Raw genomic sequence first — 13,133 nt, forward strand, 5'->3', positions numbered from 1 at the left:
GACAGCGAGCCGGATATCGCGCCCCACGGCGCTGCTCTCCGCCTCTGGCGCAGGAGACCCCGCGTCACACACCACGAGAGGCGCGAACACCGCCTCATCTCCGGCGCCCTCATCGGCCGGCAGGACAAGCTTGCCGTCCTTCGCCATGCGCCGCCACGCCGACAGCTGGTTCGGCTGGATACCGAACCGCGTTGCAACATCGTTCACCGTCATTCCCGGCTGGAGCGTCTCGGCGACTGCCTGCGCCTTCGCCTCATCCGGCCAGCGCCGGTGTCCGGACGCGTAGATCTCCACACCGAGCGATCTGAGAAACGCATTTGTAGCGCACATTGCGAACCGCACTCCCTAACTCACGATAAGGATGCTCTCGCATTCGCCGAAACATCGCGGAAGGTGACCGCGGGACAGCGCTTACAAAAGTATCCAACGGCAGCTCGAAGATGCCGACCACATCGCCATTGGCAGCGGCACGGACGCGCAAAGACTCCATGGCCCAAGGCAGGCGGTATACCAAGCCGCCTTCGATAAATTGCAACGCCTCGGCTTCCTGGCCGGCGACAATCGCCGCCAACGGCTGCCCAAGCAGCCAACATCTGAGGATGTCGCGCCAATTTGCCGGGAATGAGTCGGGCTCAAACGGATAGAAGGCAAACACCCGCTCGGCAATGCCGGTGATCGCAGCGATTGCCGCCTCATGATCCGCAGCCGCGAGGGCTGCGTTGGCCTGTATGAGGAGGTCGTTCGCCTCGGGCGCAATTGCGTCAAGCGCATGTCCTGCTTCGAGGCCGAGCCCGGCCAAAAAGTAGCCGCGCCGTCTGGTAGCGGTCGAATTCGCCCAGATGAAGCGGCTCCGGGTGAGCAGCGTCGTGCGACAAGCCGCCCGCGCTGCATCGCTCATGCGGAGCAGGCGACGCTGCCAGAGCGACGATTGAAGGGTATCGTCGAGCGCAGCCTCGATCTGGTCATCGGGGACATCGGCCTCGCCTAAGAGACTGAGAATTGCGGTGTCGAGGGTCGCCATATGACGCTCCCACTCTTTGTGCGCCCGCTCGCGCTTTTCGGGCTTCTCGCCGGCGACCTCAGGGAAGGTCCATGCCGTGGCGTTGTTGACGACATAGTCGATCAATTGGTCGAAATTCCCGCCAAGTCGCGCGTGCATGCGGTTGAGTAAAGACCAGATAAGTTGGATGAGTCCGCTTTCCATCTCGCGGGCACCGAGATCTTCGATCAACTCGACCCATTCGCCGTGCTTCTTGTTCTTCGCGGCCTCAAATATGGGATAGAGGACAAGGCCTTCGACATCGATGTAGGCCCGGCCAGCGCGACCTATGACGTTCTTGAATTCGGAGACCTTGATCTTCTCGCCATGCCGGTAGAGCGAGTGCATGACGACGGCGGTTGCAGACAGATTGAGGCCCTGCGCCAGAGTAGGCGATGAGATCGTGACCTTAAGCACACCTTCACGCAAAAGGCGCTCGATTTCCTTGCGATAGGCCGTTGGGAGGGCGCCATGGTGAAGCGCCACACCAATTCGAAGGCAGTTTAGGATGTCGCTGTTCGGCCCAAGCCATTCTTCACCGAGCGCGATGGCGGTCTGCAGGGTGGCCGGATCGACAGTGAGCAACGACGCGAGTGCGCCGCGTGCGTGCAAGTCTATGATGACTTTGGCGAAGGGTTCTACGCTCCGGCGCTCCGGGCAATAGATCAGCACGGTTTGACCGTCGCCGACGAGGCGCCATGCGGTTGCAAGGCTCAGTTCCTGCTGACTGTCCGGGAAGAGCCTGGTGCGAAGCCTCTTCGGCGGTACAAACAGCGGAGGCGCCGCGCCGGTGAGAAATCGGGGGACGAAGGGCCTTTCCTCGCCGACGCGAAGATTGAGGCGCGCTGTGGGCGATTTCCAGATCACCTCGCCGAAGCGCAGACGCGTCGGGCGCCAATCGTTCTTGATTGGATCTCCCGGTTGATCGCGGCGCAGCCACGCCGAGAAGTCTTCCATTTGGTCGCCGTCTGGAAGAATAGCCGACAGGCATACTATGCGGCGTTGATCGGCGTCCTGACGACGTAGGAGGCGCTGGATCTGGACCTCGTATCGAACTTCGCGCTCGCCGGGACCGATCATATGGCCTTCGTCGAACACGAGCAGGCCGACATCATCGAGCAGTGACGGGTCGTTCCTCAAAGCAAAATCAAGTTTTTCAGGTGTCGCGACGACGATGTCGCGCCCGCGGATGGCATCCTCGTCGAAGCTGGAGACCCCAATGCTACCGTAGAGGGAGGAGATGGTCTTGCCGAGTGGTCCGAACGTATGCTGGAGCGTAGCTTCGGTCTGCGCCGACAATGCGCGAAGCGGGGTCACGAATATGACCCGCCGCCCGCTTGCCAAACATCTCAGAATGGTCATCTCGGCGATGCGAGTTTTGCCAGCGCTGGTGGGCAGCGAGACGACCAAATTGTCGGTCTGATCGACAGCGCGAGACGCCGCCTCGGTCTGGGAGGGCCAAAGGTCGACTTCAGCTCTTGCACGGCGAGCGAGCAGAGCGATGAAAAGGTCACGAAGGTTGCCCCAAGCTGCGGCCGCGTCGCCAGCGGGAAGGGTTGGAACCTTTTCGTGGAAGGTGTTCGACCAGAGATCGGAAAGCAAATGGATGGCGAGCCTATGAACCCACCATTGCGGCAACAGATTCAGTTCTCCGCAAATGTTCAGATTCTCGCGAAGCTGGGCGATCGCCCTGTCAAGAAGAGCACGCTCGCCGCGATCCAGAGCGAGGAGGAACGTCGCGAAGGCGCCAAAGAAGGCGTCCGTCAGCGCCAGATCCAGGCCCTCAAAGAGAAAATCCTGTCCATCGCGCTCCGGCGCGTCTGGAGGAGCGGCCTCGGCGAGACGCTGCTGGAAGAGCGCCGTGATGGTCGCGTCTGATCCTCGGCCATCCAAGCGGAAAGCATAAACGAGTGTCCGCAATTCGTTTATATCTCGGCGCATCAACAGCGCGAGCGCCTGTTCAATCGGTGAGAAATTCTCCTCAGCAGTCACGATCGAAAGGAGGGAATAGGCACGGGCAGAGAGGTGCGCGAGGTGGTAGCTGGCCGCCGCTATGACGAAATGGAAGTCGCGGTCTGCTTCGTCGCGGTTGCCCTTGGCCATGACTGACTCGAGAGCCGTCGCCGCCTGCTCGAACGCGACCCGAGCTTGGCTCGGATCTCCATCCAGTTCGCGGAGGCGAAGCCCAAGCCCAAGCAAACCATAAGCGTAGCTGAAGAGATCGAAGCTGAGCTGCGGCGAGAAGGCGGGCGATTCAGGCGGGAGAACACCATCACGCCAGATCATGGCGCGTGCCTGACCTCGTGCGATCAGCCTGCCACGGAAGCCTGCCGTTGCCGCTTCGGTAATCGCGGCTGTGATCGCCTCAACGCTGGTTGGCATCGATTATGACCTTATCGTAGATGGCCCCGACGAAGGCGGCGTGGCCGTTTACATGAAGGCCGACACCCCATTGCCCGATCGGACCTGCATAGGCCTGCAGCGCCTGTGTCAGTAGCGCCTTTGGGGAGTTCCCGGAGAAGGTGAAGAGAAGATGCTTCACGCTCTCTGGCGGGATACCATGCCGATAGAGCGCCTCGTCGATGGCGTCCACCAGAGGCGCATCGGTGCCCAGCTCCATCAGCCTGGCTGAGATGAAGGACAGCGCATGCGACGATGGAAGGCCGCCATCCTTATCCAGACCGGTCCGTGCCTCCTGCAGCGTCTGGGCACGAAGGTTGATGCGGCTCTTGGCTTCCGCTTTCAGGAAGCGGAGGCGCTGTGTTGCCGGATCGATAATCATGCCAATGACGTCATCGCCGCGCATCGCCATGTTGCGGTGATCCTTCCAGCGCAGCCGCTTGATTGGCGCGCGATAGCCGCTGTGAGCGTCGATCCATTCCGTAGCGTAAATCTCACCAAGGTCGCCTGATCGGATCTGCGGCGATTGTGGGAGAAGATCAGAGATCATCTGCGCGGCAGCGGCCTTGCCCAGCCTCGCAAGCGCTGCGGCGATGCGTTCCTCGGCGGCGTAGTGGGCGGGAACGGCCGTAGCGGTCACTTGGATGCCGGTCGCAACGTCCGCCGGGCGGCCCGTCATGACCCGAACGTGATGATTGCCAAGCGGCGTGTCAGCGGAGTCGCACCAATCGTTGAACTGTACCATGCGCCGCCTTTTCAGCCTGGGAAGAGGTCGCGAACGCGAAGGAAGGGCATGCCGGTTTCAGCAGCCCTCCGCACCTTGCGTTCCAGAACTTGGTTGAGCGGTATTTCCCGATCAAGCATCTCATAGAGGTCGAGGCCCTCCATGCAGATGACACGCTTACCTCGCCCGAAGGCGACGAGGCCGTCTTCGGAGAAACCGCTGATGCTCACGAACAGGCCCCGCGTCCAGGCCGCTTTCTGCTCGATCTTGCCATGGAAAGTGTGGAGATCGGCAACCCCGATTGGCTTGCCGCGCCATTTTGCTTCCAGAAGATAGGTGTCGCTGCCAAGCTGGAAGCTGCCATCGATCTGCTCACCGCGCAGCCGAAAGGGCTCCTGGGCGGCACGGCCGAAGGCATCGAACAGACCCTTGAGGAATCTTTCAAAAGCGAAGCCGCGTGTCTGTGCGCTGAGCGATGAGACCCGCAGCAGCTCAGACTTGATGTTCGCGATTTTCTGGCGATCGACGACGGGCGCGGGTGCGGGCTGCATCGGCTTTGGCGAAACGCCGCCGGAGAGACGGTCGATCAAACCTTGATACCGCAAATCGGCGTTCGCCACCGGGTCCTTTGCGCCGCTGCGGGCGAGATATTCGCAGCGGTGCTCCCAGAGTGCGGCGAGCACGCGCAAGGCTGTGGGGTCATCACAGTGTTGCAGGAAGTAGCGCAGTCGCTTCCCCTTAGATCCACCGTTCGCGAAGAATTTGGGATCATCGATGTTGACCTGCAGCTCGGATGCGAAAAACTCCGCAAAGCTCGTGTCAGAAAAATCGAGCACGAAGCCTGGGCCTCGGACAAAGCCAACGAGATCATCGACAAGGCGTAAGTCTATGGAACGTATCTTGCTAATAGAATGTCCTCCCCAGCGTCTAAATCCAATAACTTATTGATGACTGTCAGAAATACCGCGAATCTCTTCGGTATTTCATCAAACGCAAGCCTTTCTGAAACCTCAGTCTCGGGTTCCGGAGCTGTTCGCGAACAAAGACTCGCTCTGCTCCGCGACAAGTTTCTGAAACTCGGCGTAACATGCCGACAGGCGGAGGCATTGGGTTTTCAGTTCTCCAACTACTGTCACCAGACTAAGTGGCGGCGTGCCGCCGATTCCATAGAAGGGCTCCTTTCCGTCTTTCGGCCAAATACGCTTGACCGATTGGGACAGTCCAAGCTCGACCCGCGGCGTGAACCTGTGGGTGTGCTTGCTCCGGAAATCACCCGTGGCTGTCTTGTAGTCGCCCATGTCGACTTTGTTGAGTGCCCTGTTCAGCTTCCTCCATGATAGCCAAGGTTTGGCGGCCTTGGCTGCCACTTCTTCCTTGATTGCCCAATCCTCGGGCAGAGCTGCACGATCGTCTCTCCATTGATCTCCTTGGGAAACACAGTTCGCCTGATGGGACAGATGCGCAATCGCAAAGTAGAACCTGGCCTTGAGAGTGTATGGGCTGAGCAGCGCCATCGAAGCTAAATCCTGTACGAATTCATGCAACAATTGGTTTTTCTGTTTGATATCAAGCCCCTCTATGACACTTCGCCAAGCCTCCAGACGCCTCGTGAGATCGATCAGGTGATTGATTCCGTTTGCGAGGTCGCGGGCAGCATCATCCGCGAGATCGCGATAAGCCATTTGTTGAAGGCCGAATTCCGTATCCAGCCGGATTGTCTGGGGCGGCTTGTACCAACCATAGGGCATCAACGGCGCAAACGCCTCGTTTCCGTTGAAGGCCCTGCGATATTCAATATACATCGAGGTGAGAAAATCGTCTTCTTGCTCCATAGCGAGTTTATGCCCACGTCAGCGATCGCGACGACGGCCGGTTGAGCGCATTCTCGACGATTATACTGTTAATCAAATGACCAATTCCCGCATAGCAGGTTCCGGTCGAAGAAAATAATCTGGAGAAGGTACCGTCAAGACAAGACTCCCACTAAGGTTTTTTCCAGAACTGGATCGCCGGACCTTCAAAATGCGCGAGCGCTTGAGCGACATTCACGCCGCCCAGGATTTCGGTACTTGATGCCAGAGGATGAAAGCGAGGCGCTATTGTTGTCCAGTTGCCTTCCGCGTCGCAATGGTGATGCGCGGCACCAGGCATGAGGTGTTCCTCAAGCGGGATAATGGCGCGGGGGTTGTGATAGACGTTGAGCCCTTCCACCCAGCTCTCATGGTACCCTTTGGCGTTCACGATCGCCTTAAAGAGCAGCGGGTTCCTCGCTTCGGGGTCGGGGTCCACGACAGTGCCAGTGCGCGTCATCAAAACGTCGCCCGCGTCGAACCCGGCCAGAATCCCCATTCGATTGAATTTTGAGATCGTGCCCGCAGTTGTGGAGATAACGGCGCTGACATGTTCCGAGTCCGGAATATTAAAGAAGTCAGAGGGCACCACCTTGTCTCCCCAGCGGTGCTCAATGATTCTTGTGGGCTTTGCTACGGCTCTTCCTTGCTCGTCGCGTGCCGCATCAAAGGAGTACCCGTAGAGATATCGCTCGAGTGCGGATCGGGTATGGACCATGGAGCCGGGCGATGAGAAATCCGCGATCGCAAACACCAGCGGCACACCAGCGATCTGCTCCTTCTCCCAGTATTTCTTCCTCAGCTTGCTGAACAATGGGCTGCCGAACTTGATCGGCATATAGTCCCGCAGATACGCTTCGATCTGTTCCTCGGTCTCAACGGGCGGTTGCGGAACGATTTCAGCGCCTCGCCGGGTCGGTCCAACCGTCACCGCTTCGATGGCGATGGACCCGGACAAGCTTGTGCCGATGAAGTCGGGCACAGCATGCGCCGCGTCCAAGGAAAACCCGAGTTCGATGAGCGTTGCGAAAAGGTAAAGTTCCCAAATCCGCTGGTCGAAAGCGGTGGACTGGAACTGCTCCACGAAGTTTCCATCGAGATCCTCATGCCACCGCATCATGGGTTCGATTATGCCCCGGGCAGGAAAAAACCCAATTCCGGATGCGACCTGCTGGAAGTCCGGGTGCAAGACTTCCGGTGGGTGTACAGGAGTGAAGAAATCGACTGGCTCACCCTTTTCATCGCCTTGGTGATGAAACTCGTCCGGCTCATCGAGCAAGTTGGTCATCAGTTCTGCCAATGCGTCGTGCGCCAGTTCCGGGCTATCGAGGAAATTGGTCATGGAAGTCCACCGAAAGCGCAGTTTCGCGTCCCGGCCAAAGGCCATTCCCGCGAAGTCACCGTCTGTCCGATCCCTGATGAGCAGGCCGAGAATGCTCCCATCCTCTGCCTCGTAGTAAGCCAGTTCCTCGCCAGTCAGCACTGCCCTCGGGTGTCGGGCGTAGCCGGCAATTGCGTTGAAGCGGAGTTCGGAAATTTCCTTCAAATTTAACCTATTAGCGCTTCTATTGATGCTCCCGCACCGTGCCAGATTGAACACGGGTTGCCAAGGTTGGCTTTCGCGGGGCCTTCTGGTCGCATTCGAGGACTTCGCCGCAGCTGCGCAGGTCCGTTCGCCATGGTCGTGAGCGAGTAGATACCGAAGAGCAGCGAAATCTGGAATAGGTCCATGCCGCGATCCTTCAACGCGAGCAGGACGACGGCCACCGTGAGGCCCAAGGCAAAACGGTCAAGAAACTGGTGTATCTGAACACCCGGATGTGGCGTCGCGCCGTGTCGGTCAGTGCTTTCATAGAGAAATCAATTTCCGTTGCCATATTGGCAGCATCCACCTTTGCGCATGCTGTCCAGCGACATCAGGGACTGACCCCCCGGCGACACTAAGAACTGACCCCCTCGCTGTTTGACGTGTTGATGGTGGGATGCGCCGGAGCGGCCTTTTGCAAAAGGCCGCTCCGGCGCTTTTCGCGCAGCCGGTAGCTTTCGCCCCGGATGGTGATCACGTGGCTGTGGTGAAGCATCCGGTCGAGGATCGCGGTGGCGACGACCGCATCGCCGAAGACGCTGCCCCATTCTCCGATGGCCCTGAGCTTTTCGGCAAGCCGAAGCTGCTGATTGTCGACGAACTCGGCTATCTGCCCTTCGAGCCGGACGCGGCGCATCTGTTCTTCCAGCTGGTGAGCCGCCGTTATGAGCGCGGCGCGCTGTTCGTTACCTCGAACAAACCCCACGTCACGCTCCGGCCGATCCCGGACATCGAGGTCTACGACCGTGTGGCCGAGGTCGGCGTGGTCGACAGCTTTACCTCGCTGATGGGCACCTTCCTGCGTCACTTCAAGAACGGCGGCTACCGGGTTGAGGACTGTTCGGACAAGGCGCAAACGCTGGAGATGGGGAAGCGTGCCGAAGCATTCCTGAAGATCTTCGGCGCCGTTTTCCGGGAGTATCAGGCGCGCCTGGGCGACCGCATTGACTTCGAGGACATGGTGAACCGCGCCACGGCCCTCGTCGAAAGCGGACGCTACCAGAGCCCGTTCCGGCACATCCTCGTCGACGAGTTCCAGGACATCTCGACCGGACGGGCGAAGCTGATTCAGGCCCTCAAACGCCAGCATTCAGACGCCAAGGTGTTTGCCGTCGGCGACGACTGGCAGTCGATCTACCGCTTCGCCGGGTCGGACATCCACATCATGCGCAACTTCGGCGCGGAATTCGGCGGCGCCTATGCAGGGGCCACTGGCGTCCATCGCACCGTCGACCTCGGCCGGACCTTCCGGTCCGTCGACAAAATCGCATTGGCCGCCCGCCGCTTCGTTCTGCGCAACCCCGCGCAGATCACGAAGATGGTGATCCCCGCGGGCGAGACGGACGAGCCGTCAATCAGGATCGCATGGACGCGCCGCGACACCGGGGAGAAGGCCTTGAACGATGCCGTGGCTGCTCTTTCCGCTACTGAAGGCAAGGGGGGCGGGGAAACCTTCCATCCTGATCCTTGGGCGATATCGCTTCCTGAGGCCTGATGTCGGGCGGCTTCAGCGCCAGAACCCCGGGGCGACTATTAACTTCAAGACCATTCACGCGTCGAAGGGCCTGGAGGCCGATCACGTCATCATCCTTGGCGCCGACAACGCCAAGATGGGCTTCCCGTCGATGATCGTCGACGATCCCCTGCTCAGTCTCGTCTCACCCGAGGCGGAGCCATATCCGAATGCCGAAGAACGGCGCGTCATGTATGTCGCCGTGACCCGCGCCCGGCGGACCGTTACCATCCTCGCGTCCGAGGCGCGGCCCTCGGCCTTCGTCGAAGAGCTCATGAAAGAGCCCGAGTTCGGCGTGGTCGTGCCCCTGGAGGCTCAGAAGCACACCCACACCTGTCCAGGATGCAGTGGGCGTCTACTCCACATGCCTGGGAAGGACGGTCGCGACTGGTATCGCTGCGAGCATGTGAAGCTCTGCGGCAGTCGCATGCCCGCGTGTCCAGCCTGCGGTGTTGGCCTTCCGGTCCGTTCCCGAACCGGTGGAGATCTGGTTTGCGGTGATTGCGGCGAGACCCAGCAGGCTTGCCCGAGTTGTGACTCAGGATGGCTTGTCGAACGGCGCGGCCGATATGGAGCGTTTCTCAGTTGTGTTCGCTTCCCGGACTGCGATGGAAAAGCCAAGCTGCAGAAAAGCGCACGACATGCTGAGACCGCTCGATCCTGACGCTATCGGTGTGATCTGCGACAAAGGCCCCTGACAGCCCCTCGATGCCCTTCTTGCAAAAAGCGGCATCACACCCAAGCCCAAATGGAAGGGCGGGAAGCGGGCATTCGCTGCTGCATGCGCGAACGGCCGGTTTTGGACTGAGAGGAAGACAGGGCGTCTTGACGCAAGGGCGAGACCGGAACCCCCAATCATCTCCGTATGCTACAAGGGGGATTTCAATCACAAGGCACTTTGGTATTCTCGAATGCGATGAGCTGGCATTGCCGCAAAATGTGCAGGAAGGGTGGTGTGCATGGCTGCAATTGCAACAATAAAGACGCTGAGCGGCGTCGGCGTCTTGGCAGATAAAGCTGCACGAGACGACATACCCCCATTCCGCCAGTTTAATCTCGTTTACGGTTTCAATGGATCCGGCAAGAGCACGTTGTCGAGATTATTTGCCTGCCTTGAGGAGGGGAAGCATCACGGAAATCTTCCGTCAGGCTGCAGCTTTGAGATTGCACTCGATGGCGGCGCAACGTTCAAGGCTCCAAACGCACTGGGAGGCCTTGAGAGCCACGTCCGCGTATTCAATGAGGATTTCATCGCGCGAAATTTGGAGTGGAAAGAGGGCCGCGCATCGTCGATTTTCTATATTAGTGAAGAGCAGTCCGATCTTGCGGCCGAACTCAATGCTGCTCAGCAGACACTCGCGGACAAGGAGCGGTCACGGGACGCAGACAAAAAAATTGCTGACGAGCGCGAAAAGGCGCTCAAGAACTACCGAACAGAACGGGCCAAGCTGGTTGCGGCATCGCTGCATCTGGGCAACCGCAGGTACGAGGCCAGACAGCTGGAGAAGGACTATGAAACGCTATCATACGACAAAGACGCGAGGTTGGAGGCTGAGGCCCTCACTGCTCTTGTCGATGTAGCCCGCCTCACAGCGCCGCCGCCGGCTCTGAATGCCATCTCAATAGAAGTTGATGCCATTCGGAAAACGGTGGAAGGCGCACGGCACTTCGCTGAGCTGAGTATTGGGACGGTGGTGCTGGACGAAATGGAAAACCACCCTGCTATGGTTCCTTGGCTGAAGACCGGGCATGATTTTCACAGCGCGAACGACCTGGAAAATTGCCTGCTATGCGGCAACACGATCAGCGACGCTCGAAAACAGAAACTCGCTCAGGCACTGGACGACCGGCTCTCAAAGCTGCTTGGAGAGTTGAAAGACGCGGGCGAGAAGGCTTCAACACTTCTGACCGAGATCCGATCCGCTTCAGGCGCTTGGCCCAAGACTGCCGAACTCGAATTGCAGCTTGCGGAGCGTTACGCTACCGCTCGCCATGACACAGACAGCTTCCTGAACGACTTTGTCCCTTTCATCGAGGAAGCGTGCCGCATTCTCTCTGCCCGTGTGGAACAGCCAACCACACCCATTACGCATGATCTGCCGAGCCCCAATCAGATCGCGGCACGGAGCGAAGCCCTCAAAGAAGCCATCGCTGTGCAAAATGCCGTTATCAGCGAGCACAACGAAGCGTCTGTGGATTTTGCTAAACGACAGGACGACGCCCGCGAGGCCATCAAGAAGCACTATCTGGCCGAAGGTCACGAGAACTACGCCGCGCTCAAAAATTCGCTGAAAGAAGCGAATGGTCGCGTGAGCTCTTTAGAAGAAGAGATCCGCACGCTGGAAGGCGATATTACTGCACTCAGTGCCAAGGTGCGGACCCATGGCCCGGCCGCCGACCAGATCACGAAGCTTGTTCGCGCCTACCTGGGCCACGGTGAACTGACGATATTTGCGGTCGACGGAGGATACGAGCTACGTCGCCACAACAAGATCGTTAAAGGTCCGCCCAGTGAAGGCGAGAAGACTGCTATCGCGCTCTGCTACTTCATCTCATCACTGGAGGCCGACGGGCAATCGCTCAAAGACCTGATCCTCGTCATCGACGATCCCATCTCAAGCCTCGACACCAAGGCCATGAACTATGCGTGCTCGCTTATCCGCTCGCGCCTGACCGGAGCTGCCCAGCTTTTCATTTTGACCCACAATCAGCACTGCATGAACGAGTTCAAGAAAGCTTGGCGGAACCAGGCTAAGGCAGACCCTCCGACAGCCGCGCTGCTATTTCTCGATGTTTCAATGCCCGAGGGCACAGAAGCCAGAAGTGCCCGCATTGTTGAACTGCCGTCCCAACTACGCGCTTACGACTCCGAATACCACTTCCTTTGCCACAAGATGCTTCAGTTCGAAGCGGTTGGTGGCCAATACTCGGAATACTGGTTTATGATGCCCAATGTGATCCGGCGGGTTTTGGACGTTTTCCTCGCCTTCAAGGTTCCGGGCAGCCACCCCCTGCAACAGAAGCTCGAAGCCCTGACAAAGAAGTGCCCAGATATCGACGACATCCGTATCAAGGCCTTAGACCGCTTGATCCAAGTAGAATCACACTCTGATAGCCTCGACGATCTCGTCTCACATTCCTCAATGACGATCGAGGAGACGCGGGATGCGAACGCCGCTCTGCTCGAACTGATGGCGGCGTCGGACGCCGACCATACCAAGGCGATCCGCAAGCAATGCAAGGACGCGTGAAAAAAGCCCAAAAGTCCAAGGAAAGCTCGGCCAACAAATTAGCTGCACGAGCGTTTGAATCGATGGCGACGCCCCTTGAAGCCCTGAAAACCAGCTGACTTGGAGCCGAAGCGGGTGTGGGCATGAGGGGCGTTGAACGTCAGCTCAGGGCCGATCGCGACGCACGCGCCCATCTGCACGCGCGAAATCGCTGCGGGTCCCCGACGGCAAAAAGGGCGCCAAGCGGTCATGTGGCGGCGCTGCAAGCGGCACACGCGTGTTTTCGGAGGCTCGGCTTAACTCCCGGCCCAGACCAGTCTTTGAGCTTGAGATCGGACGCCACATTGCAGCTTCACCGAATCGGCCGTTCATGCAGGCCGCAGCATTTTGAACGATCCGAGGTCTGTAGTGCGGACGTTCCCGACTTTCTCTGCTGCTGGGCATTGTTGCAGAAAGGCGGCTTGAGGCGTGACTTCCCCTTTCCCCTTTAGTTTCAGGCCACGCGGACGATCTCGGCGGTGCCGAGGGCATTAAAGCGATTGATAAGGGCGACCCGGATGTGGATTTCGGCGGTTTGCCGATCAGGATCCCGTGCGGCGATGCGCTCGCCGAAGGCCTTCAGGCATCGCATCCTGGCCTCCACGCGGCTGCGGGCGTGGTATCCCGTCCACCGTTTCCAGAACGCCCGACCGTAGTGACGTGTGGCGCGCAGGGTTTCGTTGCGGGCCCGGGCGGCTGGGCAATCATCCTTCCACGGTCGGCCATTCTTGCGGATCGGGATGATCGCCGTGC

The 13,133-nt window shown here is 59.2% G+C and carries 10 protein-coding genes and 1 pseudogene; 3 read left to right on the forward strand and 8 right to left on the reverse strand.

Annotated features, from left to right (window positions below; translation table 11 throughout):
• From SALMUC_RS28500 to SALMUC_RS31305, 7 genes and pseudogenes are all read right to left on the reverse strand, one after another.
• Positions 1-294: transposase (locus tag SALMUC_RS28500; protein WP_245584648.1), on the reverse strand; the 294-nt coding region annotated here is incomplete at its 3' end.
• Positions 254-3,421: a DEAD/DEAH box helicase gene (locus tag SALMUC_RS22460; RefSeq protein WP_021120834.1), complete on the reverse strand. Its 3,168-nt coding sequence runs from the start codon at positions 3,419-3,421 to the stop codon at positions 254-256. The genes SALMUC_RS28500 and SALMUC_RS22460, both read right to left, overlap by 41 nt.
• Positions 3,405-4,184, reverse strand: coding sequence for a Hachiman antiphage defense system protein HamA (locus SALMUC_RS22465; protein WP_020043533.1), 780 nt, complete (start codon positions 4,182-4,184; stop codon positions 3,405-3,407). The genes SALMUC_RS22460 and SALMUC_RS22465 overlap by 17 nt, the downstream gene beginning before the upstream one ends.
• An 11-nt stretch (positions 4,185-4,195) precedes the next feature.
• Positions 4,196-4,999 (reverse strand): restriction endonuclease, encoded by an 804-nt coding sequence (locus tag SALMUC_RS22470; RefSeq protein ID WP_020043534.1) that lies wholly within the window; start codon positions 4,997-4,999, stop codon positions 4,196-4,198.
• Between the two features lie 174 nt (positions 5,000-5,173).
• Positions 5,174-5,995, reverse strand: coding sequence for a hypothetical protein (locus SALMUC_RS22475; protein WP_020043535.1), 822 nt, complete (start codon positions 5,993-5,995; stop codon positions 5,174-5,176).
• Between the two features lie 151 nt (positions 5,996-6,146).
• Complete coding sequence (locus tag SALMUC_RS22480) at positions 6,147-7,559, reverse strand: hypothetical protein (protein ID WP_020043536.1); 1,413 nt, start codon at positions 7,557-7,559, stop codon at positions 6,147-6,149.
• Between the two features lie 394 nt (positions 7,560-7,953).
• Positions 7,954-8,145, reverse strand: a pseudogene (locus SALMUC_RS31305) (ATP-binding protein); the annotation flags it as partial.
• Between SALMUC_RS31305 and SALMUC_RS31315 the strand changes: the two are divergent.
• The 3 genes from SALMUC_RS31315 to SALMUC_RS22490 all read left to right on the forward strand — a co-directional run bounded on the left by SALMUC_RS31315 (position 8,086) and on the right by SALMUC_RS22490 (position 12,362).
• Complete coding sequence (locus SALMUC_RS31315; RefSeq protein WP_281168879.1) at positions 8,086-9,093, forward strand: UvrD-helicase domain-containing protein; 1,008 nt, start codon at positions 8,086-8,088, stop codon at positions 9,091-9,093. The pseudogene SALMUC_RS31305 and the gene SALMUC_RS31315 sit on opposite strands and share 60 nt — an antisense overlap.
• Complete coding sequence (locus SALMUC_RS31320) at positions 9,002-9,775, forward strand: topoisomerase DNA-binding C4 zinc finger domain-containing protein (protein WP_245584735.1); 774 nt, start codon at positions 9,002-9,004, stop codon at positions 9,773-9,775. Before SALMUC_RS31315 ends, SALMUC_RS31320 begins: the two co-directional genes overlap by 92 nt.
• 295 nt (positions 9,776-10,070) lie before the next feature.
• Positions 10,071-12,362, forward strand: coding sequence for an AAA family ATPase (locus SALMUC_RS22490; protein ID WP_021120839.1), 2,292 nt, complete (start codon positions 10,071-10,073; stop codon positions 12,360-12,362).
• A 472-nt stretch (positions 12,363-12,834) separates the two neighbouring features.
• Here SALMUC_RS22490 and SALMUC_RS22495 read toward each other — a convergent pair.
• Positions 12,835-13,133, reverse strand: a 299-nt coding sequence (locus SALMUC_RS22495; protein WP_342663045.1) for a transposase, incomplete at its 5' end; no start/stop codon positions are given.

This window comes from Salipiger mucosus DSM 16094 (genome assembly GCF_000442255.1).
GTDB lineage: Bacteria > Pseudomonadota > Alphaproteobacteria > Rhodobacterales > Rhodobacteraceae > Salipiger > Salipiger mucosus.

Bases quoted from the DNA above. Each gene is read 5' to 3' on its own strand.
- SALMUC_RS31320 (WP_245584735.1), top strand. From the start codon at position 9,002: ATGCCGTGGCTGCTCTTTCCGCTACTGAAGGCAAGGGGGGCGGGGAAA.
- SALMUC_RS22460 (WP_021120834.1), bottom strand. From the start codon at position 3,421: ATGCCAACCAGCGTTGAGGCGATCACAGCCGCGATTACCGAAGCGGCA.
- SALMUC_RS22465 (WP_020043533.1), bottom strand. From the start codon at position 4,184: ATGGTACAGTTCAACGATTGGTGCGACTCCGCTGACACGCCGCTTGGC.
- SALMUC_RS22475 (WP_020043535.1), bottom strand. From the start codon at position 5,995: ATGGAGCAAGAAGACGATTTTCTCACCTCGATGTATATTGAATATCGC.
- SALMUC_RS22490 (WP_021120839.1), top strand. From the start codon at position 10,071: ATGGCTGCAATTGCAACAATAAAGACGCTGAGCGGCGTCGGCGTCTTG.